The sequence below is a fragment of the Pseudoxanthomonas mexicana genome, assembly GCF_010093385.1.
In the GTDB taxonomy this organism is placed as follows: domain Bacteria; phylum Pseudomonadota; class Gammaproteobacteria; order Xanthomonadales; family Xanthomonadaceae; genus Pseudoxanthomonas_A; species Pseudoxanthomonas_A mexicana.
This window is the reverse complement of sequence record NZ_PDWV01000020.1, coordinates 1-24,918: the sequence shown is the minus strand read 5'-3', so window position 1 is coordinate 24,918 and position 24,918 is coordinate 1. Positions and strand designations below refer to the sequence as shown.

At 62.1% G+C, this 24,918-nt stretch carries 23 protein-coding genes and 1 pseudogene; 4 read left to right on the top strand and 20 right to left on the bottom strand.

The window, feature by feature from the left end; all coding sequences use genetic code 11:
* The first annotated feature begins 37 nt into the window (after nt 1–37).
* Both ppsA and CSC76_RS09085 read left to right on the top strand, forming a co-directional pair.
* Nucleotides 38–2,410: a phosphoenolpyruvate synthase gene (ppsA, locus tag CSC76_RS09090; protein WP_162109708.1), complete on the top strand. Its 2,373-nt coding sequence runs from the start codon at nt 38–40 to the stop codon at nt 2,408–2,410.
* A gap of 93 nt (nt 2,411–2,503) precedes the next feature.
* Nucleotides 2,504–3,454, top strand: a complete 951-nt coding sequence (locus CSC76_RS09085; protein WP_162109707.1) for a mechanosensitive ion channel family protein — start codon at nt 2,504–2,506, stop codon at nt 3,452–3,454.
* A 68-nt stretch (nt 3,455–3,522) separates the two neighbouring features.
* Here CSC76_RS09085 and orn read toward each other — a convergent pair whose 3' ends face one another.
* Nucleotides 3,523–4,086, bottom strand: coding sequence for an oligoribonuclease (orn, locus tag CSC76_RS09080; protein ID WP_162109706.1), 564 nt, complete (start codon nt 4,084–4,086; stop codon nt 3,523–3,525).
* A 99-nt stretch (nt 4,087–4,185) separates the two neighbouring features.
* Here orn and CSC76_RS09075 point away from each other — a divergent pair, with 99 nt between their 5' ends.
* Nucleotides 4,186–4,656 (top strand): DUF2721 domain-containing protein, encoded by a 471-nt coding sequence (locus tag CSC76_RS09075; protein ID WP_162109705.1) that lies wholly within the window; start codon nt 4,186–4,188, stop codon nt 4,654–4,656.
* Here the strand turns inward: CSC76_RS09075 and tadA are convergent.
* The 15 genes and pseudogenes from tadA to CSC76_RS09000 form a co-directional block, all read right to left on the bottom strand.
* A complete protein-coding gene (tadA, locus tag CSC76_RS09070) occupies nt 4,653–5,129 on the bottom strand; it encodes a tRNA adenosine(34) deaminase TadA (RefSeq protein WP_162109704.1) in 477 nt (158 codons plus the stop codon). The genes CSC76_RS09075 and tadA overlap by 4 nt on opposite strands.
* A gap of 112 nt (nt 5,130–5,241) precedes the next feature.
* Entirely contained in the window at nt 5,242–5,463 is a 222-nt protein-coding gene (locus CSC76_RS09065) for a hypothetical protein (protein WP_017997809.1), read from the bottom strand.
* An 89-nt stretch (nt 5,464–5,552) separates the two neighbouring features.
* On the bottom strand, nt 5,553–6,614 hold the full coding sequence (locus CSC76_RS09060) for a hypothetical protein (protein ID WP_033945626.1): 1,062 nt from the start codon (nt 6,612–6,614) through the stop codon (nt 5,553–5,555).
* A 57-nt stretch (nt 6,615–6,671) separates the two neighbouring features.
* The gene (locus CSC76_RS09055; protein ID WP_162109703.1) at nt 6,672–7,859 is read right to left on the bottom strand and encodes a GIY-YIG nuclease family protein; all 1,188 of its coding nucleotides are present in this window, start codon (nt 7,857–7,859) and stop codon (nt 6,672–6,674) included.
* Nucleotides 7,852–9,906 carry a DEAD/DEAH box helicase gene (locus CSC76_RS09050; RefSeq protein ID WP_162109702.1) on the bottom strand — a complete coding sequence of 685 codons (2,055 nt, stop codon included), beginning with the start codon at nt 9,904–9,906 and terminating at the stop codon, nt 7,852–7,854. The genes CSC76_RS09055 and CSC76_RS09050 overlap by 8 nt, the downstream gene beginning before the upstream one ends.
* Nucleotides 9,903–11,234, bottom strand: coding sequence for a YopA family protein (locus tag CSC76_RS09045; RefSeq protein ID WP_162109701.1), 1,332 nt, complete (start codon nt 11,232–11,234; stop codon nt 9,903–9,905). The genes CSC76_RS09050 and CSC76_RS09045 overlap by 4 nt, the downstream gene beginning before the upstream one ends.
* A complete protein-coding gene (locus tag CSC76_RS09040) occupies nt 11,231–14,017 on the bottom strand; it encodes a class I SAM-dependent DNA methyltransferase (protein ID WP_162109700.1) in 2,787 nt (928 codons plus the stop codon). Before CSC76_RS09040 ends, CSC76_RS09045 begins: the two co-directional genes overlap by 4 nt.
* Before the next feature lie 55 nt (nt 14,018–14,072).
* Nucleotides 14,073–14,272: pseudogene (locus CSC76_RS09035) on the bottom strand (helix-turn-helix domain-containing protein).
* Nucleotides 14,273–14,413: 141 nt separating this feature from the next.
* Nucleotides 14,414–14,692, bottom strand: a complete 279-nt coding sequence (locus CSC76_RS09030; protein WP_104938956.1) for a hypothetical protein — start codon at nt 14,690–14,692, stop codon at nt 14,414–14,416.
* Between the two features lie 111 nt (nt 14,693–14,803).
* Entirely contained in the window at nt 14,804–15,205 is a 402-nt protein-coding gene (locus CSC76_RS09025) for a plasmid mobilization protein (RefSeq protein WP_162109699.1), read from the bottom strand.
* A 565-nt stretch (nt 15,206–15,770) separates the two neighbouring features.
* Nucleotides 15,771–16,073 carry a replication initiator protein A gene (locus CSC76_RS09020; protein WP_202923506.1) on the bottom strand — a complete coding sequence of 101 codons (303 nt, stop codon included), beginning with the start codon at nt 16,071–16,073 and terminating at the stop codon, nt 15,771–15,773.
* 28 nt (nt 16,074–16,101) lie between these two features.
* On the bottom strand, nt 16,102–16,920 hold the full coding sequence (locus CSC76_RS09015) for an IS3 family transposase (protein WP_162109698.1): 819 nt from the start codon (nt 16,918–16,920) through the stop codon (nt 16,102–16,104).
* Complete coding sequence (locus CSC76_RS09010) at nt 16,920–17,234, bottom strand: DUF1153 domain-containing protein (protein ID WP_104937861.1); 315 nt, start codon at nt 17,232–17,234, stop codon at nt 16,920–16,922. Before CSC76_RS09010 ends, CSC76_RS09015 begins: the two co-directional genes overlap by 1 nt.
* Nucleotides 17,235–17,282: 48 nt before the next feature.
* Complete coding sequence (locus CSC76_RS09005; protein ID WP_202923505.1) at nt 17,283–17,948, bottom strand: replication initiator protein A; 666 nt, start codon at nt 17,946–17,948, stop codon at nt 17,283–17,285.
* 11 nt (nt 17,949–17,959) lie between these two features.
* Nucleotides 17,960–18,184 carry a helix-turn-helix transcriptional regulator gene (locus CSC76_RS09000; RefSeq protein ID WP_162109697.1) on the bottom strand — a complete coding sequence of 75 codons (225 nt, stop codon included), beginning with the start codon at nt 18,182–18,184 and terminating at the stop codon, nt 17,960–17,962.
* Between the two features lie 80 nt (nt 18,185–18,264).
* Here CSC76_RS09000 and CSC76_RS08995 point away from each other — a divergent pair, with 80 nt between their 5' ends.
* A complete protein-coding gene (locus tag CSC76_RS08995; RefSeq protein ID WP_162109754.1) occupies nt 18,265–19,269 on the top strand; it encodes a LuxR family transcriptional regulator in 1,005 nt (334 codons plus the stop codon).
* Between the two features lie 13 nt (nt 19,270–19,282).
* Here the strand turns inward: CSC76_RS08995 and CSC76_RS08990 are convergent, their stop codons facing one another.
* The 4 genes from CSC76_RS08990 to folD form a co-directional block, all read right to left on the bottom strand.
* On the bottom strand, nt 19,283–20,488 hold the full coding sequence (locus CSC76_RS08990; protein WP_162109696.1) for a tyrosine-type recombinase/integrase: 1,206 nt from the start codon (nt 20,486–20,488) through the stop codon (nt 19,283–19,285).
* 308 nt (nt 20,489–20,796) lie between these two features.
* On the bottom strand, nt 20,797–22,362 hold the full coding sequence (guaA, locus tag CSC76_RS08985; RefSeq protein WP_162109695.1) for a glutamine-hydrolyzing GMP synthase: 1,566 nt from the start codon (nt 22,360–22,362) through the stop codon (nt 20,797–20,799).
* A gap of 139 nt (nt 22,363–22,501) precedes the next feature.
* Nucleotides 22,502–23,959: an IMP dehydrogenase gene (guaB, locus tag CSC76_RS08980; protein WP_162109694.1), complete on the bottom strand. Its 1,458-nt coding sequence runs from the start codon at nt 23,957–23,959 to the stop codon at nt 22,502–22,504.
* A 107-nt stretch (nt 23,960–24,066) separates the two neighbouring features.
* A partial coding sequence (gene folD / locus CSC76_RS08975) for a bifunctional methylenetetrahydrofolate dehydrogenase/methenyltetrahydrofolate cyclohydrolase FolD (protein WP_162109693.1) occupies nt 24,067–24,918 on the bottom strand: 852 nt, incomplete at its 5' end.

The window sequence follows — 24,918 nt, the reverse complement described above, 5'->3', positions numbered from 1 at the left end:
TCCTCGGCGCGGTGCGGTCCATTTCGGAGCAATGCGCTTGAACGAGAACATCCTGTGGCTGCACGAGCTGCGCCTGGCCGACCTGGCCCGCGTGGGCGGCAAGAATTCGTCGCTGGGCGAGATGATCGGCCACCTGGCCAACCTGGGCGTCTCGGTGCCCGGCGGCTACGCGACCACGGCCGAGGCGTTCAAGGCGTTCATCGCGCACAACGACCTCTCCAAGCGCATCTTCGACAAGCTCGCCACGCTGGACGTGGAAGACGTGCCCGCCCTGACCGCGGCCGGCAAGGAAATCCGCGGCTGGGTGATAGACGCGCCCCTGCAGCCGGATCTGGATGCCGACATCCGTAGCGCCTACGCGAAGCTCTGCGCCGAGAACGGCGGCGGCGACGTGGCCGTGGCCGTGCGTTCCTCCGCGACAGCCGAAGACCTGCCCGATGCCAGCTTCGCCGGCCAGCAGGAGACGTTCCTCAACGTCACCGGTGCCGACGATGTCGTGCACAAGGTCAAGGAAGTCTTCGCCAGCCTCTACAACGACCGTGCCATCGCCTACCGCGTGCACCACGGGTTCAAGCACGAGGACGTGTTCCTGTCCGCCGGCGTGCAGCTGATGGTGCGCTCGGGCGTGGGCGCGTCCGGCGTGCTGTTCACGCTGGACACCGAATCCGGCTTCCGCGACGTGGTGTTCGTCACCTCCAGCTTCGGCCTGGGCGAGATGGTCGTGCAGGGCGCGGTGAACCCGGACGAGTTCTACGTCTACAAGCCCACCCTCAAGCAGGGCAAGCCGGCGATCCTGCGCCGTTCGCTGGGCAGCAAGGCGCTGCGCATGGTGTATTCGGACGTGCCGGGCGAGCGCGTGCGCACCGAGGACACGCCCGCGGAACTCCGCAACACGTTCTCCATCACCGATGCCGACGTGCACGAACTGGCGAAACAGGCGCTGGTCATCGAACAGCACTACGGCCGTCCCATGGACATCGAATGGGCGAAGGATGGCGTGACGGGCAGGCTGTTCATCGTGCAGGCGCGTCCGGAGACGGTGAAGTCGCGTGCCAAGGCCACGCAGATCGAGCGCTATGCGCTGGAGAAGCGGGGCCAGGTGGTCGCCGAAGGCCGTGCCATCGGCCAGAAGATCGGCAGTGGCGTGGCCCGCGTGGTGCGCTCGCTGGACGACATGAACCGCGTGCAGCCCGGCGACGTGCTGGTGGCCGACATGACCGATCCCGACTGGGAACCGGTGATGAAGCGTGCCAGCGCCATCGTCACCAACCGCGGCGGCCGTACGTGCCACGCCGCCATCATCGCGCGCGAACTGGGCGTGCCGGCGGTGGTCGGCACCGGCAACGCGCTGGACCACATCACTGACGGCACCGAAGTGACCGTGAGCTGCGCCGAAGGCGATACCGGCTTCATCTACGCTGGCGCCCTGCCCTTCGAGCGCACCACCACCGATCTGGCCGCCATGCCGGCGGCGCCGCTGAAGATCATGATGAACGTGGCCAACCCGGAGCGGGCGTTCGACTTCGGCCAGCTGCCCAATGCCGGCATCGGCCTGGCGCGCCTGGAAATGATCATCGCCAGCCACATCGGCGTGCATCCGCTCGCCCTGCTGGAGTATGACCGCCAGGAGCCGGACGTGCGCAGGAAGATCGATGCCAAGACCGCTGGCTACGCCGATCCGGTGAGTTTCTATGTGGACCGCCTGGCCGAAGGCATCGCCACCATCACCGCTTCGGTCGCACCGAATCCCGTCATCGTGCGCCTGTCGGACTTCAAGTCCAACGAATACGCCAACCTGATCGGCGGCAGCCGCTATGAGCCGCACGAAGAGAACCCGATGATCGGCTTCCGCGGCGCCAGCCGCTACGTCGACCCGTCGTTCGAACCCGCCTTCGCGCTGGAATGCCAAGCCGTGCGCCGCGTGCGCGACGAGATGGGGCTGGACAACCTGTGGGTAATGATCCCGTTCGTACGCACGCTGGAGGAAGGCCGCAAGGTCATCGACGTGCTGGCCAAGCACGGCCTGCGCCAGGGCGAGAACGGACTCAAGATCATCATGATGTGCGAAGTGCCGTCGAACGCGCTGCTCGCCGAGGAATTTCTCGACATCTTCGACGGCTTCTCGATCGGATCGAACGACCTGACCCAGCTGACCCTGGGACTGGACCGCGACTCGTCCATCGTCGCCAACCTGTTCGACGAACGGAATCCGGCCGTCAAGAAGATGCTGTCGATGGCCATCAAGGCCGCGCGCGCCAAGGGCAAGTACATCGGCATCTGCGGTCAGGGCCCCAGCGACCACCCGGACCTGGCGGAATGGCTGATGGCCGAGGGCATCGAATCGGTGTCGCTGAATCCCGATACGGTGGTCGACACCTGGCTGCGCCTGGCGAAGACCAAGGCCGGCTGACGTCGCACGCAACCGCCTTCACGCGAAGGCGGTTACCATCACCGCATGCCACTGCACGCCCCTGACGGGGCGTGCTTCATTTCCGGAAGCCCGATGTCCACCCCTGCCAAGACTCCGCCCGTCCTGCCCGACATCCCCACCGAGCCCGCCGCCTTCATGCAGGAACTGCGCGGCATCGACTGGCTGCAGTTGCTGGAGACCTGGGGCCTGAAGCTGCTGGCCGCCGTCGTCATCTTCCTGGTCGGCATGTGGCTGGCCAAGCGCCTGAGCGCCGGCCTGGAACGCGTGCTGGGACGTACCCACGCGGACGCCACGCTGGGCGGTTTCCTGCGTCGCGCCAGCTACGCCGCGATGATGGTGCTGGTGATCATCACCGCGCTCACGTCGCTGGGCGTGAATCCCACCTCGCTGCTGGCCGTACTGGGCGCCGCCGGCCTGGCGGTGGGCCTGGCCCTGAAGGACTCGCTGTCCAACATCGCCTCGGGCGTGATGCTGATCGTGCTGCGTCCGTTCCGCGACGGCGACTACGTGCAGGCGGCCGGACTGGAGGGCATCATCGAGGAGGTCCGCATTTTCCAGACCCGGATGCGCACGCTCGCCACCCGCCTGATCGTGCTGCCCAACAGCCTGATCACCACCGCACCGATCATCAATTTCCCCGCCAAGCCGCACCGCCGGATCGACATCCCCGTGGGCGTGGGCTACGACGACGACCTCAAGCAGGCCAAGGCCGTCCTGCTGAAACTGGCGAACGATCACCCGTTGGTGCTGGACGAACCGGCGCCCAGCGTGATCGTCAGCAAGCTGAGCGAAAGCAGCGTCGACCTCATCCTGCTCGCCTGGACGAAGACCAAGGATTTCGGCGAGACCAGGAGCGATCTCACCGAAGCCGTGCGCACCGAGATCATCGGCAACGGCCTGAACATCCCGTACCCGCAGCGCGACCTGCACGTGTACCACCACAACGGCGACGGCACGCCGCTGACCGACATCATCACCAGGGGCGTCGCCGACGACGGCGACGTAGCCAAGCCTGCCACGTAACGTGCGCCGGGCGCGGGACGCGCGACGATGGGTGGTTCCGCAGGGTCGTGCGCACGGCGCACGCTACGTCATTCGCCGGCCAGTGCCGCCAGGTGCCTACGGTAGTGGCGAAGTTCCTCGATCGAGTCGCGCACGTCGCTCAGGGCAGTGTGGCTGGCCTGCTTGCGCACGCCCTCCAGCACCTGCGGCGCCCAGCGGCGGGCCAGTTCCTTGAGGGGACTGACATCCAGGTTGCGGTAGTGGAAGTACTTCTCAAGCCGCGGCATCAGCCGGTGCAGGAAACGGCGGTCCTGGCAGATCGAATTGCCGCACATCGGCGAGGCGCCGGCCGGCACCCATTCGGCGAGGAATGCGACCGTCTGCGCCTCGGCCTGGCCCAGCGTCACCCCGCTCTCCACCACCCGCGTCCACAGGCCCGACTTGCCATGCTGGTTGCGGTTCCAGTCGTCCATGGCCTCCAGCACGGCCACCGGGTGGGCGATGGCGAATTCCGGCCCTTCGGCCAGCACGTTCAACCTGGAATCGGTGACCACCGTGGCGATTTCGAGGATGGAATCGCGGTCGGTATCGAGCCCGGTCATTTCCAGGTCGATCCAGATCAGGCGGTCGTTATGCGCGTTGTGCGAGGTCATGCAGCGGTCCGTGACGGAAGAAGAGCCCGGGAATCCACGCCGGGAATGCGGACGAACCGCATCATGTCATCATACGCAGACCTTCCCCGCGACCGGCCCATGACTCCTTCCCCCGACCACCCCGTGCTCACCGCGATGCTGGCCCCGGCGTTCTTCCGGACGGCGACCGCCTCGCTGCTGCTTTCCGCCAACAACCGCCTGGCACGCATCATCGACCGCGCACGCACCCTCTTGCGCGAACTGGCGGACGTGGAAGAAGAGTCGGAACGCTCGCTGCTGGAAAAGCGCATCGCCCTGCAGCGTCAGCGCAGCCTGATCATCCTGCGCGCGGGCCAGCTGTTGTACGGTGCCATCAGCTGCTTCGTCGGCACCAGCCTGGCGGTCGCAGTGGATACATTCACCGGCCACCGGCTCGGTTCAGTCCCCACCTGGTTGGCCGCGGTCGGCGTTGTCGCGATGCTGGCGGCCAGCCTGCTGCTGGCGCGCGAATCCACGCTGGCGGTGACCGCCATCAACGAAGAGATGGACCACCGCAAGGTGAAGCGCAAGGCGCCCCCGTCGACCGGCTAGACCAACGGGCGGCCGCGCTTGGCGCGAAAGTAGTTGGTCAGGCGGCGCCCGGCTTCGTCGCCCAACACGCCCCCGACGACCTCGACGCGATGGTTGTGCCGGGGGTCGGCGATCAGGTCGAACACGCTGCCGCACGCGCCCGTCTTCGGATCGGAGGCGCCATACACCACGCGCGCGACCCGCGCGTGCACCAGCGCCATCGCGCACATGGCGCAGGGCTCCAGCGTCACGTAGAGGGTGCAGCCCACCAGGCGATGGTTGCCCAGCACCCGCCCCGCCTCGCGCATGGCGACGATCTCGGCGTGGGCCGTGGGGTCATGGTCGGCGATGTTGCGGTTCCAGCCCTCGCCCAGCACCTGTCGGTCGGCACCGACCAGGACGGCGCCTACCGGGATCTCATCGAATTCGCGCTCGGCCCGGTCCGCCAGCGCGAAGGCGTGGCGCATCCACTGCTCGTCGTCCAGACCGGCCATCACTCCCACTCGATTGTCATCAAGAGAAAAATATCTTTTCACATCAACATGTTACTTATGTCCATTTTCCTAATGCCATGATAAATACCATGTGACGCCAAGGCAGATTGAGTTAGCCACCATCGGATGCGGTCCAACCTCCGGCCTTGCGCCGCTTCTCCCGCTCGGCGTCGGCCAAGTCGCCGGGCCACCCCGCCAACTCTTCATTGGTGAGGCCCGCCAGGATTTGCGGCAGGTTCATGGTCCGGTGTGGAGGGGGCGGCAGGTCATTGGACGGCGGGCCGTCGGTTATGAAACATGGCTCGGTTTGGTTGTCCTGGTGCAGCTTCGTCATTCTCTTTCCTCTTGGCGTTCATTTGGCCTGCGGCCAGGGCAAATCAAGCGCGCGACGGCCTTGCCGAAAACGAACATTGCGCAACAAGGCTATCTCCCGCGACCCCGCGGGCGTGCCTGCCATGCTTCCTCGACCAATTCCGGGGTGATAGCTTCCCGAAGCACGCGCAGTGCGTTGTCGGAATACCTCGGGTGTTTTTGAGACCCGAACTCAAACACCATGACGTTGGCTTGATCTTCGTCTATACGCAGGAAGTCGCGGACAGCCTTGGCCTTATTGATTGTCAACCCCAGCTTTTCCGCCAACGCACTCGGACTCCAGTGGTATTTTTTCTGGAGATCTACGTCGCGGATAGCCGCCGCACCCTCTGGGTCATCACCCGACACGAAGCGAACCGCTGGAGCGTCTGCGGCTCGGGTGATTCGGACTCGAATCGTCGGACCGTCTCCTTCAATGTTCGTTGCTAGGGTCATCAATCGTGGAAATACCTGCTCCACGGGAGTGTCGTCTTTGATCGCCTCTTCAATTCGATCCAGATCTCGTTTGGAAACTGCAACCTCTTCACTGACATGGGCTTCCATCGCCAGGAGTGCCGTGATTCGGCCTCTAGCCTCGTCTCTCGCCCTTCGGCCCGGAGCAAGCAGGTCTCTAATCTGTGCGTATTCCCGATTCACCAGCATTAAGAAATCAGGCAGCGGTTGGGTAGACAGAGGCAGAACCCGTACCGGAAGGTTATCTGCGATCGTGTCCTGGAAGTGCGCTGTCAGGATTTCATCCAACACCGTTATCAACGCCCTCGCGTTGATGTAGAGAGCGTCTTCGGGAACCACGATCATCCAGTGCTGGGCTTGGTCACGCAGCGCGTCGACGACTCGGATAGCCCCAGCTTGTGATGCGCTCATCCACCCTTTGGACTGAGCAATGTTCAACGCCTTCTCGATACCAATCGAGGTTCCCTTTTCTTTGTCAAAGACGTCCTGCCCCTTCTGAACCAACAACGCCTTAGCCAACATTTCGCTCGCGTGCTGAAGCATAAGAAGGACTGTTTCCGGCCTCCCATCGTCGTCGTGGTTATTGAATGCCTCCAACCCACGCTTTAACGAAGCTATAGCCTTGGCCTTCAGCGTCTTGGCTTCCCTCTTCAGCTTCATAATTGCTCCAATCTTTGGCTAATTTCAGACGAACGGGGCGGCGGAGGTGAGTTCGATCTACGTCACCTTCACCAGCTTCGCAGCCTTGGGGTCGTAAACGTAGCCGGTGATGCTGCCATCCTTGATGCGCGCGACGGCCTCGTCGATCACGAACAGCGGAACGAGAAACCATTCCTCAGGCTGCACGGGGTGACCGAAGCGGTCATTGATGGTGATGTTCAACCGCGCGGGCGCGAACAGCCTGTGGAACAGGTTTTCCATCCGGGTGCGGTTGATGCCCGCGAGCTTGTAGGTCGCTACCACTTCGACCTTCGCCAGCAGGTAGGTGGAGTCGTGCTCGGCGTTGGCAATGCGCGTCTCCACCCTGCCGCCGGTCACGCCCATCTTGTGGATGATGTCGCGGTGCTGCGCGACATAGGGATGATCGGAGAGGGAGCGCAGGACGTAGATGGTGCCGCTTTCGACATCATCGGCCTCAAGCTCCCCACCGAAGGAGAGTTGCCCACTCTCGGGCGAGGCCAGCCGTCGCGCGGCGGGGTCGTTGTAGAAAGCGCGCTGGAGCGAGCGCAGCAGCAGATTGCTTTCGGTGCCGTTGGAGAAGATGAGGCGCAGGCGGCGGTCCACTTCCCCGGCGGTGGTTTTCAGCGGTTCGCCGACCTCTGCGACGTAGAGCGTGATTCCATCGAGAACGAAAAAGGCCCCGGCCTCAATCGCGCGGCGGCCCGCCTCTATGGGCTGGGACTGGCGCAAGCCGGTCTTGACTTCCGTCCCTACGCGCTCGAACAGTGGCTTGAACGCCTCGAAGTCCTCGCACAGCTTGCGATCCGCGATCTCCTCGGCGGCGCGCTTGTCGGCGCTGGTGCGGACATGGCGCAGGACCGTGATGTCGTCCGCGTCGGCCACGCCCGCCAGCTCGGCGGCCAGGTCGTCGATGTCGATGTTTTCCTCCGCCAGAGCGGCAGCGGCTGGCGCGGCGGCAAGCAAGCCCTGATGATCCAGCGGCTCCAGCAGGGCGCGGCAGTCCGGGAGCGCACGCAATCGGTCCAGGCGCACGGCGTATAGGCGCTCGAATATGTCGCGATCCTCACCGTGCTGCGGCGCACGCCCGTGCTGCTCTGTGAAGCGTTGGATTTCCTCGAAGCCAGCGATGACACGCTCCTCGCTGGCCGGCCGCCCGGCCTTCTTCTCAGGCGGTGCGAACTCGGCAAGCTCCGCAGCGAGTTCGTCAAGATCGGACTTACTCATAGCGTCCCTCCGCCTTGAAGCGCATAAAGGCGGCCGCGCCTTCGGCCATGCGTCGCTCCCAGGCATCCTGGGAATCGAGCGCCGGAATGCGGCCGCGTTCCTTCTTGAACTGGACAGCCCGAACGGCCATCTCCTTCGCCTCGTCCGGCGTCAGGCTCGTGCGCTTGGCCGAGATGGCCGCCGCGACCTGCTTCAAGCTGTCCTCGCTCATGGTCTTGGCAAGGATGGCGTAGGCTTCGCCGAAGGGGTTGATGCGGTCGATCAGGTCGATGTCCAACTCGCGCACGTCCATCGCGAAGCGGCGCACGCCGTCGATCAGCGCGGTGTTGGGCGACCCATCGCTCTCGCCTTCGGTGACAAGCCGCTTGGCCTGCTGCGTGAGGTTCAGGGCCGCGATGGCGTGCTGGCGCACGGCTTCCTGATCTTCGGCGTCAAGCTCGGGATACTTGTCCTTGATGATCTTGCCCATGCGAACCTGCGTCAGCTCCTCGGGCACCAACTCCTCATCGAACAGGCCGCGCTCGATGGTGGGCTTGTCCTGCACGAAGGCCGCGATGACTTCGTTCAGGTCTTCCTGACAGATTCGCGCCGCTTCCCTGCTCTTGGGCTCGGCGAGGCCCTTGATCTCGATCTGGTAAGCCCCTGTCTGCTCATTGACACCGACATTGCAACGGTCCGCGACGTAGCCACCCTCGCCGTAGTTAAATCCCGGCGTTGGGCCGCTGTCGGGGTTCTTGGGCTTGAACTCGAAGCGCGGAGCAAGAACCTGCTCCATCAGCAGGCTGGCTGCGATGGCCTTCAACGTATCGTTGACGGCCTCGGTGACAGCTTCCTCGGCCGCGTCGGGCTCCGCGATCAGGTTGGTGAACCTCGCGCGGGTCTTGCCGGGCGCGTCGCGGGTTGCACGGCCGATGATCTGCACGATCTCCGTCAGGCTGGCGCGGTAACCCACGGTCAGGGCGTGTTCGCACCAAATCCAGTCGAAGCCCTCCTTCGCCATGCCCAACGCGATGATGATGTCCACATGGTCGCGGTTGTTCTTCTGTGCCGGGTCTTTGAGTGACGCGGACACGCGGTCGCGCTTGGCGGCATCGTCATCGACGAGATCAGCAATCCGCAGCACCCGGCCATCGGGACGCTTGACGAGCTGGAAGCCGGTGGCGGCGTCGATGCCTTGCCACTCCCCCAGCGCCTCGATGATGTGCTCCACTTCCCGCATCTTGTCTTTCGTGCTCTCGCGCGAATTGACGTTGGGGATGTGGATGATGGTTTTCTCGGCGGGATCGAGGACATTGAGGATGTCATCAACGTAAGGCCCGCTGTAGAAGAAGTAGCCGATGTCGAGTTGCTTGAGGTACTCGTAGCCGTTGAGCTGCTCGTAGTAGGTGTAGGTGACGGTATCGAACTTCGACTCGTCCTGCGGTGCGAGCACGGCCTCGGCGTCGCCACGGAAGTAGGAGCCGGTCATGGCAACGATGTGCGTCTTGCCCCGCGCGAAGAACTGCCCCAGGTGCAAGCCGAGTTTGTTGTCCGGGTTGGCTGAAACATGGTGGAACTCATCGACCGCGATCAGGCGGTCGTCGAACGCCTCCACGCCATAGGCATCGACCGCGAAGCGGAAGGTTGCATGGGTGCAGACCAGCACCTTGTCGTCGCATTCAAGGAATGCGCCCAGCGCCTTGACCTTGCCGCCGTTATCGTTGCCTGGCGCGTTGCACAGGTTCCACTTGGGTTCGACCTGCCAGTCGGACCAGAAGCCGTACTTCGACAGCGACTCGTCGTTGAAGCTGGCGCCAATGGACTTCTCGGGCACGACGATGATGGCCTGCTTGATGCCCTGGTTCTTGAGCTTGTCGAGTGCCACGAACATCAACGCACGGCTCTTGCCCGATGCGGGTGGCGATTTGATGAGCAGGTATTGCTCGCCCCGCTTCTCGTAGGCCCGCTCCTGCATGGGCCGCATCCCAAGCGCATTGGCCTTGGTCGACGCGCCGTTACGGACATACGTGACTGAAACAGACGGTACCGGCTTGATCTTGTCGCTCATGCTTTCTTTTCCCACGGTACTTTCTCTGATTGGGTCGCGTACTTCGCCGTCAACCGACTGGTATAGGTATCGTCGTAACTGCACAAAGCCAGCAAAGACAACTCCAAGTACCAGAGGCTCAACCTCCATGCGTCAAAGAAGCAATTGGAAACCTGCTTCTTGCTGGCCGGATGAACCAACTCGTTACGAATGTCTGTCATCGCATGTGGCGCATCCACCCACTTGAAGCCTGGTGCAACCTTCTGAATTTCAGGCGTCGACACACCAATATCGAGAGGAATATTCAAACTGGAAAACAATAGTCGCAAGCGATCAGACGCCTTTAACCGATCAAGCCCTTCTGGCGAGATCATCTTCTTGTCAACGACTAGGTAGTGATGTGCCAATCGTTCCAAGGCAGACTGCGCCAGAATGATGGCCGCATCGATCCCCGGCGAGCCGCCACTCGTGTTGGCCTGCGCATACCAGTAGATGGCCGAGCGCAGACAGTCCTTCCATTCCTCCGACTGCTGCCAGCGCTTTGCGAACAACGGGAACAGGTGTTCAGCCTGACTCGCCTTGAATGGGTTGAACCACGTATAAGGTGGATTACTGATGCGTGGGGAAGCAAACGTCGCCCAAGTCATCTCGCCTACTGCATCGAAACCCACACCACATACGGGCCAGCATCGCCCGCCCTTGACGAACGAAAGAAAGTTGGCAAGCAGAAAACATTGCTCGCTGGCATCTTCACCGCAAAACGGCTCACCATCCTTGCGCTCCATCTTCACTACATGAGTCAGGAAACAGCCGCCTTCGTTCTTGATCCGATTCCAAGCGGCGCGTGTAGCATCCTCGGGGAGCTCCTGAAGGGAAATTTTCCATTCTTCAGATTCCAGCACCAATAAAGCACATCCAAGAGGGGCAACTCCCTGATGCTGGCCTCCTCGGAAATCTGGAAAATTGAACAGGTGAAAGATCGCAGCAACTGAAGTTTTCGACTGCATGTCGCACAGCACCACTGGCTCGGATTCAGGGTGCCAATCCAATTCCAAAGCGTCAGCATTTGCCTTCCAGCGCCCCTTGAACCCAACAATCTTTTGACCATTGAACGAAAACGATGACTCAATCGAATCGTCGAAGAAGAAAGGAAATTCCTGCCCCCCGGTCATCGGGGTCTTTGCATGGAAGACCACACGCGGAGCAGGTGCAAAGCGCAGCAACAGCTCAGCCTCACCGGAAAAGTGGTCATCGCGTATGCACACTTCCGCCCCACCTCGAAGCAGGACAACGGGATCTAAGGCGGAAGAAAAATCATATGCCGGCTGAACGGGATCGGGGCGGCTCATGCCTTCCTCCTCACGACCTTCTTCGCCGGGGCCACCTTCACGGCCTCAGCCGTCATCTTGGTATAGAGGTCAAACAGCTTTTCCAGCCGCTCGGTGTCGTTCTTGAAGCGCCGACCGATGTAGATGCGCTCCAGCACTTCGTCATTGCGATCATGCGCGGCACGCAGATCGGCAGGCATCTTCTCAGGATCGTAGAGGTCGGCGATAGTGGCCGGGAAATGACGTTCGCGCGCCAGCAGGATGTCCTCGGCACAGCGTGTCAGGTCTGCCTTGTTCTTGTCGGTCAGTGCCGGGATTGGAAAGGCGTTCCAACCCATAGTGTTCGAGTACCGCAATCGCGTCTCTAGCTGCCCACAAACAGTCTTGACCCAAATCATGTGCAACCGTGACGCAATGAGGGCGATGTTCCAGAGGGCGGCGTCATACAAGGCAAAGGCGTTGTCCGAGATGATCGAGTGTGAAGATAGAAGTCCAACTGGAAGGTAAGGGCGCGACTCCGATGTGACCTTCGGAACAACAATTGAGTAGTCATTGCCTCGCCCCTGAATCTGGCGAAAGCGATGTGGTCGCTCGGCGTACGCCCGTGTTGATTCGGCATCGCTCGCTGCGCGCATTGCACGTACAGCTTGCAAGCGTCTTTGAACAAAGGACGATGATTCCACCCTCTCAACGTCTGAATCTTCAATCCAAAGGCACCTTCTCACAAAACCCTTGACGAACTCCTGCGAGCCGACGAAGTCGAAGATCAAATTAGACAAGAAAGGCTCACGGGCTACTGCCTCATTTGCCTCTTGCATCGACAAGAGTAGATTTCCGCCGTCGGACGGTTTGTTGCCCCACACCATTGCAGCCCTGTCTTGAGGGGGGCGAGAGATCGCCTCAACAATGACATTTGGACCGGGCACAAGATAAGCGTTGATATGCTCTGCATCCTTGGCGATGACAGCGCCACCGTCGCCAACAGTGAAAAGACGACGGATTTTTTCGGCTCGGTTGGAGATACCGACGATGACGACGGTCACTCCCGCGTTGTGAGTGGCGAGATTCGCCCACTTGAAGCTCGTATGGGCAAAGGCAATCTCATGCCCCGTTTGGAAAATTAACGGCCAAAGAATGGGCACCTGCTCGCCTTGGCAAATGGAATTCGTCGCCACGAACGCCGCGACGGCGTTGGTTTGCATGCCGTAGTCCGCAGCCTTGATGAACCAGCCCGCAACATAATCGAGTGACTTCCAGCTTCGCGTGCGACTTCGGAATAGCGCTTCCAAATCGGACTTCTGCTCTGGTGTTTGCCAAGTGAAGCCTAAGTACGGCGGGTTGCCGCAGATGTACGTCTCGCCACCTTCGTTCTCAAAATCTATCTCAGCCTGGTCGAGCGGCGAGCCGAACAAGTCATCGGCCTTCACCTTCACGCCGGTTCCGGTCGGCGGGCAAACGCTCAACCAGTCGAGTCGCAGCGCATTGCCGCAGGTAATCCAGTTTTCGTTGCGTAGGGGTAGGAACTCGGCCAGTGCCAGCTTTTGCCCCCGGTACAGTACGTCACACTGATATTCGGCGATGACCAGCGCAAGGCGGGCGATCTCCGCCGGGAAGTCGCGCAGCTCGATCCCGCGAAAGTTGGTGAGCGGGATTTCTGATGCGCGATCGGGCTCACCACGTCGCCGGTTGATCTCGGCCTCGATAGCGCGCATCTCCTTGTAGGCGATGACAAGGAAGTTTCCCGAACCGCAGGCAGGATCGAAGACCCTGATCCTGGCCATGCGCTTGCGCAGGTTCAGCAACACGCGAGGGTTGTCGCCCGCCTCTTCCAGCTTGGAACGCAGGTCGTCGAGGAACAGCGGGTTCAGTACCTTCAGGATGTTGGGAACGCTCGTGTAGTGCATCCCCAGTTCGCCGCGCTCCTCGTCCTCGGCGACGGCTTGGATCATCGAACCGAAAATGTCAGGGTTGATCTTGGTCCAGTCCAACCCGCCAACGTGCAACAGGTAAGACCGTGCGATCTTGCTAAATCGAGGCACCTCTTCGCCGCCGGAGAACAACTGCCCGTTGACGTAGGGGAAATCTTCAGCCCAACGGGGAATCTTGGCAGCGGCCCGGTCCTCGCGCTTGGTGTTCATGGCGCGGAACAGCGTGGCGATGACTTCGTGCGTGTTCGACGAGTCCTTGGCGCTCATCTGCGCGACGGTTTCGGTGAAGCGCCCCTTGCCGACGAAGATGTCGGTGTCCTCGGCGAAGAAACAGAAGATCAGCCGCGCCATGAATTTGTTCATGTCATGACGACGCTCCGCTGTGCCCCATTCTGGGTTGTCTTTCAGCAGTTCAACGTAAAGGCGGTTCAGGCGACTGGTGGCCCGGATGTCGAAGGCGTTTTCGCTGATCTGACGGACGGTGCTGATGCCGGCTAGTGGCAGGAAGAAGCCGAAGTGATCGGGAAAGTCCTTGAAGGCGCAGGCAACGGTCTCGCCGCTGATCAGGTCTTCGGCCTCGAAGTCCGCGCCGTCTGTGGCGAGGATGAACTTCGCCTTGGCCTTGGCCGTCGCCGGACTGGCCTTGAGGGCGGCCAGCGTCTGCGTCACCTGTCCCGCGTCGCAGGTCAGAATGTGGATGTTGCTGGTCTGGAGAACACCGCCCACGTCGGATTTGTTCGACGCCCCCGCGCGCAGGCGCTTGATGGTCGTCGCCTTGTTGCCGAACGCCTCAAGAAAGGCATAGGGGAACTCTGCACCGTCGAACGGCTGCTCCGCGAGGTCGGTGATGGCTTGTTCGATTTCTACGGCGTTCATGGGCGTGCAGCCCTCTCTCTAAACGATGCCGCCTGGCTGCTGTTCTGCTGGGTGCTCATGTCTTGTCCTGCGTTTTCTCGGCTATCTGCGCGGCAATCCAGCGATCCAGTTCGCTGCGACGAAACCGCCAGTCCCGCCCAGCTTGAATCCCGGGATCTCCCCCTGCTGGGCCAGCCGGTACACGGTCTTCTTCCCTGCCTTGAGGTAGACCGCCCCTTCATCCAGCGTGAGAATTTCGCTATCGGGTTGGTTCATGTCAGGCGGCTCGCTTGGTGTCGCGCGGCGAAGTTTTCCAAAGTTGGGTCAAGTTTACCCTTCAACCACTTACGCAGTCTTGCAAGCCACTGGCCCGAACTTAGGCGGGAGCGGGATTTCGGCTACCTGTACGAGGGTGCTTTAGGCCGGATCGCGTGAATCGGACCCATAAGCCGCATCAGCGTCCTCCGTCCTGAACCCACGATCCCGTATGAACTGCGCACCGAACTGACCTTTGAGGAAGGCCAACGAGTGCGCAGGCAGCTCGGCCAGTGCCAGCCATGCCCATGCGGCTTCTTCATCACCGGCGTGGTCGGCAGCACGGGATTCCGCCATCAAGATCGCGTTCTCCGACATGCCGCCAGCTCGCCGCCGCGTGCGGTCTTCTTCGGTCATGTAGCTTTTTGGTTTGGTGCTCATCAACGCTCTCCGAACTTCAAGGCTTGAACGGCGGCTGTGGAAGCAGGCGAGCCTGCGCGATGGGACTGTAGCCGCAAGGTGAAGCGCACCCAAGTGTCAGAGCCACCACGTTCAATCACCACGCACCACGCGCCCCATGACGTCCAGGACGCGGGTTTGCAGGGCGCGGAACTCGATCATGAGGCTTTCGACCTCCACTGGACGTGCGCCCTGCCCGCGTTTCTCGGCCAGCCAGAGTTTCAGCAGGCCCGCCACCCGGCCAAGGTCGCCGTTGACGTGCCCGAGGTCGGCCACCGCTTTCAGGTCAACCGCTGACCGCACCGGCTGGTTAAGGCCTACCGCTCGCAGGTAGCCCGAGTTGGACAAGCCGGCCTGTGCAGCCAGGTCGGCAATGGTCGCTTCTTCCTCTGGTGTCACCCACACCTCTATGCGCCGCCCACGCGGCCGCCCACCCCGCACCTTGGGAGGCAGGGCGGCCGGCTCTTTCGGGGGGCGCTGGGGCAGCTTTGGCATCGCTTGGCTCGTTCGGCTTAGGGCTTGGTCGCGGCAGCGACGGTCAGCCTCGCAGAGCAAGATTCCGTCGAACCGAAGGCGAGTAAGGGGCGGTGGTGGACAGGTGCGGGCGCAGCCCGTACCGGTACAACACACATCTTGCCGTCACTTACGACGCAAAGTAGTGCAATTGAATGCAAGAGGTTCTTTCTTTTCAGCCAATTGCATTGAATTGCGCTCTCTTGCGCAAAATTGCGCTTGCGGCCGTCGATTAACCGCTGAATTGCCTTGTTTTGCATAAAGTTGCCTAAAAAACACCGCTTCCACGAAAGTTCAGCCAGCCCAAATGCTGCGCGCTGTCCATGTTGTCCACAGCCGCAATGCGTTAAAGAGCTTTTAAAGTTAAAAAAGCAGTTAAAGCGCGCGCGCGTTACACTTTTTGAAAGCCTTGTGCCGCAAGGGTTTGAGGGGTGGTTGCGTTCCTGAAAGCACGAAGTGACCGTTCCTGAAAGCACGTGTCTGGTGTTCCTAAAAGCACGTGGCTATCCACAGAAAGCGTTCCTGAAAGCACGTGGCTATCCACAGGTCAGAGCTGCCTCTTGGGCTTCCTCGCGACAACCCTCTTGTGAGCCGTCAGCGTGGCATGTGGCCGTCCGGTCTGAATGTCGCAGGCCTCCGCCCTCCGGCCCTTGGGGCCGATGGCATAGATTGTCACCACGTCCCGTTCCACATCGAAGGCCATCAGGTAGTCTGGCAACCCACCACTCTCCGCCAACGTTTTCACGTCAAAGCGGAATCGACGCAGCGACGCCATGCTGCCGCTCTTTTGGTGCAGAACCGTCATCGAGACGCGCCAACGCGATTGCGAACCGCAATGCTTGCGGGCCAATGTAATGACCCAGCACTTCCTGCACAGGTTAGGCCGCTAAAGCGTATGCCTCGGCGGGTGTCTTCATGCCCAGCGCCTGATGCGGCCGCCGGTGGTTGTAGAACTGGATCCAGTCGCCGATCACGCGCATCGCATGCTGTTGGCTTTCGAAGCGGTGCCGGTGTGCGCATTGCTCCTTCAGTGTCCGGATGACGCGTTCGACCATGCCGTTCTGCTGTGGACAGTGCGGGGTGATGAATTCCTGCCGCAATCCGTAGCTGCGCACTAGGCGCGTGTAGTGGCGGCTGGTGAAGACCAGTCCGTTATCCGAGCGCAGCAGGAACGGTTCGGGAACGCGGCCGAGCGTACCGAAGCGCGTGATCAACGCCTGCTCCAAAGCCGCTGCTGCCGTCGTCGCACGGCCGGTTCGCGACAGATGCCATCCCAGCAGTTGGCGGGTGTGGCAGTCGATCACCAGCGCCAATGTGAGCCAACCATCACGGCCGCCCCAGATCCGGCACAGATCGGTCGCCCAACGCTGGTTCGGCGCCGAGGCCACCGAGGGCAGTGCTTGGATGCGGGGACGCATACCCACAGCGCGTTTGCGCACCTGCCAGCCCATCAACTGGAAGATCCGTTGCACCGTGTTCTTGTTCATGCCCAGCCATCCGGCGACCGTGCGATAGCCAAACGAAGGTTCGGCCTCGATCAGTTGCTTGATCGGGCCGGCCAGCCCCGGCCGCGCCGCCGGTGCAGTTCTCACTGGCCGGTAGTAAACCGTCCGACGCGGCACGTCGAACCAGCGGCACAACTGCGACATCGAGACCGCCACGCCGTCATTGCGCAGTCCCTGCTGGATCGTGACCATCAGGTCTCGTCCTTGCCCAGCAGGGACGCCAATTTTTTTCGTGCACGTAGCTCCAGCATCGCCTCGCCATACGCCTCCTGCAGATCCTTGAGCTGCCGCTCATACTGCTCGCGCACGTCCTCCGGCTTGGCACGCAGCGCGTTCTCCATCCCGCGCTTCCCGTCATCGACCCAGCTCTCGATCTCTGATGGCGGCAAGTCGAACTGGCGACTCGCCTCCGACACAGTGGTCTTGCCCTGGATGATCTCCAACACCAGCGCCGACTTCCGCCGTGCTGTCCAACGTTTGATCTCTTCTTCCATTACCGCGCTCATCGGTGTCTCCTTGAAAAGGTTACACCTGAGCAGGAAATCACTGGGTCATTACACCAACTCGTAGATGCGGCGATCCAACGCCTTGCGCAGACCCCAATAGTCATCCGATAGCGTTAACACTTTCCCAGCATCCACCGAACGGAAGAGCCAGCGTGGCAAATCCACCTCGACGGCTACCATTCGATCATCGACGGGAGACTTCTCGACCACCCGCCAACTGTCGATCAAGCCAAAGCCACGTCGTTCACGCTGCCCATTAGTCTCGATGTTGGTTTCGACCACCGTGCCTTTCAGGCGGCGCAGCATGTCTTCCATGCGTTCGTAAGCCCGACCGCTGGCACCACGTCCCGTTGCGATCAGGAAGTCATAGGCGGTAAAGCGCACGGTCGGCGCGATGACGCGGCCCCGGTTCCTGGCATCCATCAACTGGCTGATGCAGTAAATCCACAGGTCTTTGTCGTGGATGGTGGCGCAGCCACAAGACCCGGGCATCACAGTCACGGTGTTGCCATTGCGTTCGTAGGTACGCACCCGCTTGTCGCCAGCCTTCAACGCGAACAATGGATACTCCATGCTGGCAATATCATCTTTCGGCGAGGCACCAAAGATGTCCGCTATGAAGAAATAGCCTTGCTGACAGCGGCCTGATGCGAGCCGCAAGGCAACCTCGCAGTCGATGCGCTCAGCCCGGCTGGTGTTCGGCGCGATGAGCACGAACTAGCAGCTCAGTGCCCGACTCCGGGGCGTATGGCTTGGACACCCGACAACCTGCGGGCATCAACCCATGCTTCAACCTCCGCCAGATCCCATGCGACGTTTCTGCTGGTGAGCACGATGCGACGGGGAAACTCTCCGCGCTGCTCCATGTTGTAAATCGTGCGCTCTGCCAGCGGGATCATCGCCAACAGTTTCTTGCGGTTGATGAGCGTCCTGTTCGTTGTTGCCAGCATGCCGTGTTTCCTTCAGCCACTTTAGACGTGCCTGATGGTGCCCCGTGATGCCAGTTGCGTCGGCGTATTAGTTGGCTAAAATGGTTGACATGAGGAATCCTTCAATCCCGATCTGGGAAGGCTGCTGTCCAGCCATTTCGGAAGCCATAGGGCGATTCCAAGGTCGTTGGCGGGCATCTTCAACGGACAAGCACAGCGTCCGATTGTTGAAGGAACTGATTGATCCCGTTGTGACCGCCTATGCAGCCACCCTTCCCTTGCGCTATTTGGGCCATGTACCGGGTGTCGGGCCAGACGTGAAGCCACTCAGCGAGATCGCACGACTGATCGGGTTCAACGCAATGGCTCGGCTGCAACGGCAGCTACTGCGCGCTTTCACGCTCACGAACAACCGGTGGTCTGCGCGCGAAAAGCAGTTTGTCGCAACGCTCGAAACATTGATTGAGTTGGTCAGCGCCTGTGCCCGCAAGCGACCAACAAAGTCGAAGATTCGCGACACGAATTTGAAGAGTGGGCGCACTCGGGGGTTTTGCCGATTTTGCGGGGCAATGGCCGAACTGACTCTATTCGGCAATGGAAGCGAGGCACCAAAGGCAAATGACCCGGAAGACATACTGAGACTAAGCAACCTGTACTGTCCTGAACACCGGCCAAGATTGCCAACCGGCGAATGGAATCCCGCATATCGAAGGGCCAAACGGTCACTGGCGCAGTTCGATCAGGAACTAGCCAGACTTGGCCTGCAATCCACAAAAATGCAAGCAGGCCAAGCGCAGTCAGGCGACGCGCTTATCGACAGCTACGTCTTTCACTATGTCCGCAAGTATGGCTTTCAGCCTGCGGACGAGGCCGAACTGCGCCACCATGCGCGATGGATGGTGGACAACAAAGTGACGGATCGGAAGAAGCAAATGGTGATTCTGCACCGGTACGGCATGAGTCAGTCAGACATAGCGCGAAAGCTGAGCATCAAGCGCCAAGCTGTGTTCAAGGCGCTTGCGTCGATCCCGGAGGACGCCCGCCAACTACCCATTCTCCCCGGTTTCCCATCTCATTTTCTTTCGTCAACCAAATCGTACAATTAGTTTGCATCAAAATTCACGCCGACAAACGTGACTTGAGCGTCCACTCGTCGATCATGTCCGCCCAGTCTTGCAACATGGCCGTGCGTTGCTCGCGATATTCAGCCTTGTTGTAAACCGCCCTGACACCCCGTTGCTCGTGGGCGAGGCACTTCTCGATCCAATCGGTGTTGTAGCCGGCTTCGTGAAGTAGCGTGCTGGCCGTGCGCCGCAAATCATGCGGTCCGAAGTTTGCAAGAGGCCTCCCCTCTTTTTGCGCCAGCCGATAGGTCAGCGTCAGCACGCGATTGAGCGTGGCACTGCTCATCTGCACGTCGGCATCGTAGCGCCCCGGAAACACATAGTTCGAGCCACCGGCAAAGGTTTTCAGCGCGATGAAGATATCCAGCGCCTGCCGGGAAAGAAACACCAGATGGGGGTTGCGTCGCTTCATCCGCTCTTTCGGGATCGTCCAAAGCGCCTCGCTGAAATTGATTTCGTCCCAGGTCGCATCGGTCAGCTCGCTCTTGCGCACCATTGTCAGAAGCAGCAATTTGACCGCCGCCCGAATGGTTGGCGTCGTGCCAATACGCTCCATGTACTGGTACATCAAGCCGATTTCATCAGGCGTCAACGCACGGTCGCGCGGCTCGAATTTGGCGATGGAAGTCGGGCGCACCAGCTCGGCTGGGTTCTCGACCTTCTGACCACGCTCGATAGCCCAGCGATAGACCTGCAATACGATCTCCCGAACATGCACAGCCGTCGCCGGCGCACCGCGGCCGACGATGGCATCGGTCAATGCCCGCAAGTCCTCGTGGGTGATCTCAGTCAGCTTCCAGTTGCCGAACTTGGTCTTGAGGTCGCGCTCATAGACGGAGCGGCGCATGTCGCGGGTGGAATCGGCCATCTGGTAGCCGCGCAACCACTTCTCGGCCCATGCCCCGAACGTCTCGGCATCCTTGGTACGCGCCTTGTCGCGTGCCTTCTCCTTTGCCGGCGACTTGCCCGCCGCGATCATCTTCTTGGCCTCATTAAGCCGCTCGCGCGCTTCTGCCAAGGTGATGCCGCCAACTCCGTAGCGGCCGAAGGTCATCGTCTCCTGCCGGCCATTGATCGCGTAGTTGTAGCGAAAAGAGATGGCACCAGCCGGCGTGACGGCCACATAGAGGCCGTCACGATCGACGGCCTTGTACAGCTTGTCCTTCGGCTTGAGGTTGCGCAGCTTGGTATCGGTCAACATGACAAGGCTCCAGAGTCCGGGCTGGATACCATGATCAAGAACTGCCAAAAAATCCCACTTTAATCGTTAAAAATCAACAATTTATCAGAATTAAATACCATGCAAACAACCGCCGAGCGCACATGGTATCGAGGCAACATCATGACATCAGGCGGGATACTACCATCGCCCATGCCATCAGGAGAAATTGCTTGCTGGTGCCAGAACCTGCCAGACAGCACCAGGAAGAACAATCAAAATGTCCACCTAAAACATCCACTTAGGCGGCATTTACTGCCCGTAGTTGCCAGTGCGTACCAGACGCAAAATCACTCCCACTCGATAGTGGCCGGCGGCTTGCCCGAGATGTCGTAGACCACGCGCGAGATGCCGCGCAGTTCGTTGATGATGCGGTTGGACACGGTGCCGAGGAAGTCGTACGGCAAGTGCGCCCAGTGCGCCGTCATGAAGTCGATCGTCTCGACCGCACGCAGCGCGATGACCCATTCGTATGCGCGCGCATCGCCGACCACGCCGACCGACTTCACCGGCAGGAACACCGCGAACGCCTGCGAGGTCCTGTCGTACAGGTCGGCCTTGCGCAGTTCGTCGATGAAGATCGCGTCGGCCTTGGCCAGCAGCTCGGCATACTCGGGCTTCACTTCGCCCAGGATGCGCACGCCCAGGCCCGGGCCCGGGAACGGATGGCGATAGACCATCGTGCGCGGCAGGCCGAGCTCGACGCCGAGGCGGCGCACTTCATCCTTGAACAGCTCGCGCAGCGGTTCGACCAGGCCCAGCTTCATGTGCTCGGGCAGACCGCCGACATTGTGGTGGCTCTTGATGACGTGCGCCTTGCCGGTCTTGCTGCCGGCCGACTCGATCACGTCCGGATAGATCGTGCCCTGCGCCAGCCACTTGGCGTTCTTCAGCTTGTTCGATTCTTCCTCGAAGATCTCGACGAACAGGTTGCCGATGATCTTGCGCTTGGCTTCCGGGTCGGCGACCCCTTCCAGCGCCTTGAAATAGCGGTCCGCCGCGTTGACGCGCACAACCTTGACGCCCATGTGCTCGGCGAACATCGCCATCACCTGGTCGCCTTCCTGCCAGCGCAGCAGGCCGGTATCGACGAACACGCAGGTCAGCTGGTCGCCGATGGCCTTGTGCAGCAGCGCCGCGACCACGGAGGAATCCACGCCGCCGGACAGGCCCAGGATCACCTCGTCCGAACCGACCTGCTCACGCACGCGGGCGATCTGGTCGTCGATGATGTTGGCGGCGGTCCACAGTGTCTGGCAGCCGCAGATCTCGGCGACGAAGCGGCGCAGCAGCGTCTGGCCCTGCTTGGTGTGCGTCACTTCCGGATGGAACTGCACGCCGTACCAGCGCTTCTCCTCCAACGCCATCGCCGCAACCGGGATGCGGTCGGTGGTGGCGGTGATCGTCCAACCCGGCGGCGCCTTGGCGACATGGTCGCCATGACTCATCCACACATCGATGCGCGGCTCGCCCTGGTGGTCGCTGAGGCCACCCAGCAGGGCGTCATGCGCAACCAGTTGCACCTCGGCGTGGCCGAACTCGCGTGCGTCGGCGGCTTCGGTCGCGCCGCCCAGCTGCGCGGCCAGGGTCTGCATGCCGTAGCAGATGCCCAGGATCGGCAGGCCGCTGTCGAACACCTGCTGCGGCGCTTTGGGGGCGCCATGTTGCGTGGTGGACTCCGGACCGCCCGACAGGATGATGCCCTTGGCGCCGAACTTCGCGATCTCCTCCGGGTCGTGGTCCCACGCCCAGATTTCGCAGTAGACGCCGATCTCGCGGATGCGGCGGGCGATCAGCTGCGTGTACTGCGCGCCGAAATCGAGGATGAGGATCTTGTCGGTGTGGATGTTCGTCATGGGCTCGCGGCGTTAATGGCTTGGTAAACGTTGCCGCTGCCGTCCGTGGCGGGACGTCTCGGCTTCGGGTCGTCCGGCCCGGCCATCCATGGCCGGGCGTTCGGCAGGCCGCGCGGCAGCGCCGCGCAAGCGGCCTGCCTCACCCCATCCGGTAATTCGGCGGCTCTTTGGTGATCTGCACGTCGTGCACGTGGCTCTCGCGCTGGCCGGCGCCGGTGATGACCACGAACTTCGGCTTGGCGCGCATCTCCTCGATGGTGGCGCACCCCACATAGCCCATCGTGGCGCGCAGACCGCCGACCAGCTGGTGGATGATGCCGCCGACCGAACCGCGGTACGGCACGCGGCCTTCGATGCCTTCCGGCACCAGCTTGTCGGCGTCGCTGGCGTCCTGGAAGTAGCGGTCCTTGGACCCCTTCTCCATCGCGCCCAGGCTGCCCATGCCGCGGTAGCTCTTGTAGCTGCGGCCCTGGAACAGTTCGACTTCGCCCGGCGCTTCTTCGGTGCCGGCGAACAGGCCGCCGATCATCACCGTCGAGGCGCCCGCGGCGATCGCCTTGCCGATATCGCCCGAATAGCGGATACCGCCGTCGGCGATCAGCGGAATGCGGTCCTGCAGGGCTTCGGCCACCATGTCGATCGCGGTGATCTGGGGCACGCCCACGCCGGCCACCATGCGGGTGGTGCAGATCGAACCCGGGCCCACGCCGACCTTCACCGCGTCTGCGCCGGCATCCATCAGCGCCAGCGCGGCATCGCCGGTGACGATGTTGCCGCCGATCACCTGGATCTGCGGGAAACGCTTCTTGACCCAGGCCACGCGGTCCAGCACGCCCTGCGAGTGGCCATGCGCGGTGTCGACGATGATGACGTCCACGCCGGCGGCCACCAGGGCTTCGACGCGCTGGTCGGTATCGCCGCCCACGCCGACGGCTGCGCCCACGACCAGGCGGCTGGCGCTGTCCTTCGCGGCGTTGGGGTTGTCGGTCTTCTTCTGGATGTCCTTGACGGTGATCAGGCCGCGCAGGTCGAAGGCGTCGTTCACCACCAGCACCTTCTCGATGCGGTGCTTGTGCAGCAGCTGCAGCACTTCGTCGTCGCTGGCGCCCTCCTTCACCGTGACCAGGCGATCCTTCTTGGTCATGATGTGGCGCACCGGATCGTCGAGCTTCTTCTCGAAGCGCATGTCGCGGCTGGTGACGATGCCCACCAGCTGGCCGCCGTCGACGACCGGCACGCCGGAGATGTTGCGCGCACGGGTGAGCTTGAGCACCTCGGCGATGGTGGTTTCGGGCCCGACGGTGAAGGGCTCCTTGATCACGCCGGCCTCGAACTTCTTGACCTTGGCCACTTCGGCGGCCTGCTGTTCGACGGTCAGGTTCTTGTGCAGGATGCCGATGCCGCCCAACTGGGCCATGGCGATGGCCAGGCGGGCCTCGGTGACGGTATCCATGGCGGCCGAGACGATCGGCAGCTTCAGTCGAAGGTCGCGCGTGAGGCGCGTCTCCAGGCTGACATCCTTGGGCAGGACGGTGGAATGGGCGGGGACGAGGGAGACGTCGTCGTACGTCAGTGCTTCAGCCTGGATGCGCAGCATCGGCGGGCCCGGGAGAGTTGGGGAAGCGCGGCATTATACCCTGATCGGCGCGGCTTCCGGAGTCCGCCGCGGGCGGAACGCTGCTTTCCCCGTGCCCGGGACGCGCCTCAAATGCCGGCTTCGGCCGCTTCCAGGGTGTTCTGCATCAGCGTGGCCACCGTCATCGGGCCTACTCCGCCCGGCACAGGGGTGATCCAGCTGGCCCGCTGCGCGGCGGCATCGAATCCCACATCGCCGACCAGACGGCCATCGTCCAGCCGGTTGATGCCGACATCGATGACCACCGCGCCCGGCTTGACCCATTCGCCGGGGATCAGGCCCGGCTTGCCCGCCGCGACCACCAGGATGTCGGCATCGCCGACGCGGGCCTGCAGCACGTCGCGCGGGGTGAACTTGTGGCAGCTGGTCACCGTGCAGCCGGCGATCAGCAGTTCCAGCGCCATCGGACGGCCGACATGGTTGCTGACACCGACGATGGTGGCGTTGCGGCCGCGCACCGGCTGGTCGGTGTAGCCGAGCAGCGTGGTGATGCCGCGCGGCGTGCAAGGCCGCAGGCCGAACTGGCGCAGGGCCAGGTGACCGACGTTGGCCGGATGGAAGCCGTCCACGTCCTTGCGCGGATCGATGCGCTCGATCAGGCGGCTGGCGTCGGGAATGCCCGGCAGCGGCAGCTGGATGAGGATGCCGTGGATCTTCGGATCGGCATTCAACTCGTCGATGAGAGCCAGCAGCTGCGCCTCGGACGTGCCCGCCGGCAGGTCGTAGTCGAAGGCCTCAATGCCGACCTTTTCCGCGGCCCTGCGCTTGTTGCGGACGTAGACGGCCGAGGCAGGGTCGCCGCCCACCAGCACCACCGCCAGCCCGGGCCGGGCCATGCCGGACGCCACCCGCGCGTCCACCCGGACCTTCAGTTCGTCCAGCAGGTTCTCGGCAATGCGGCGGCCGTCCAGGATTCGGGC

Coding starts and splice junctions, on each gene's coding strand:
- CSC76_RS09085 (WP_162109707.1), top strand. CDS start 2,504: ATGTCCACCCCTGCCAAGACTCCGCCCGTCCTGCCCGACATCCCCACC.
- orn (WP_162109706.1), bottom strand. CDS start 4,086: ATGACCTCGCACAACGCGCATAACGACCGCCTGATCTGGATCGACCTG.
- CSC76_RS09075 (WP_162109705.1), top strand. CDS start 4,186: ATGACTCCTTCCCCCGACCACCCCGTGCTCACCGCGATGCTGGCCCCG.
- tadA (WP_162109704.1), bottom strand. CDS start 5,129: ATGGCCGGTCTGGACGACGAGCAGTGGATGCGCCACGCCTTCGCGCTG.
- CSC76_RS09065 (WP_017997809.1), bottom strand. CDS start 5,463: ATGACGAAGCTGCACCAGGACAACCAAACCGAGCCATGTTTCATAACC.
- CSC76_RS09060 (WP_033945626.1), bottom strand. CDS start 6,614: ATGAAGCTGAAGAGGGAAGCCAAGACGCTGAAGGCCAAGGCTATAGCT.
- CSC76_RS09055 (WP_162109703.1), bottom strand. CDS start 7,859: ATGAGTAAGTCCGATCTTGACGAACTCGCTGCGGAGCTTGCCGAGTTC.
- CSC76_RS09050 (WP_162109702.1), bottom strand. CDS start 9,906: ATGAGCGACAAGATCAAGCCGGTACCGTCTGTTTCAGTCACGTATGTC.
- CSC76_RS09045 (WP_162109701.1), bottom strand. CDS start 11,234: ATGAGCCGCCCCGATCCCGTTCAGCCGGCATATGATTTTTCTTCCGCC.
- CSC76_RS09040 (WP_162109700.1), bottom strand. CDS start 14,017: ATGAACGCCGTAGAAATCGAACAAGCCATCACCGACCTCGCGGAGCAG.
- CSC76_RS09030 (WP_104938956.1), bottom strand. CDS start 14,692: ATGAGCACCAAACCAAAAAGCTACATGACCGAAGAAGACCGCACGCGG.
- CSC76_RS09025 (WP_162109699.1), bottom strand. CDS start 15,205: ATGCCAAAGCTGCCCCAGCGCCCCCCGAAAGAGCCGGCCGCCCTGCCT.
- CSC76_RS09015 (WP_162109698.1), bottom strand. CDS start 16,920: ATGGTCACGATCCAGCAGGGACTGCGCAATGACGGCGTGGCGGTCTCG.
- CSC76_RS09010 (WP_104937861.1), bottom strand. CDS start 17,234: ATGAGCGCGGTAATGGAAGAAGAGATCAAACGTTGGACAGCACGGCGG.
- CSC76_RS09000 (WP_162109697.1), bottom strand. CDS start 18,184: ATGCTGGCAACAACGAACAGGACGCTCATCAACCGCAAGAAACTGTTG.
- CSC76_RS08995 (WP_162109754.1), top strand. CDS start 18,265: ATGGTTGACATGAGGAATCCTTCAATCCCGATCTGGGAAGGCTGCTGT.
- CSC76_RS08990 (WP_162109696.1), bottom strand. CDS start 20,488: ATGTTGACCGATACCAAGCTGCGCAACCTCAAGCCGAAGGACAAGCTG.
- guaA (WP_162109695.1), bottom strand. CDS start 22,362: ATGACGAACATCCACACCGACAAGATCCTCATCCTCGATTTCGGCGCG.
- guaB (WP_162109694.1), bottom strand. CDS start 23,959: ATGCTGCGCATCCAGGCTGAAGCACTGACGTACGACGACGTCTCCCTC.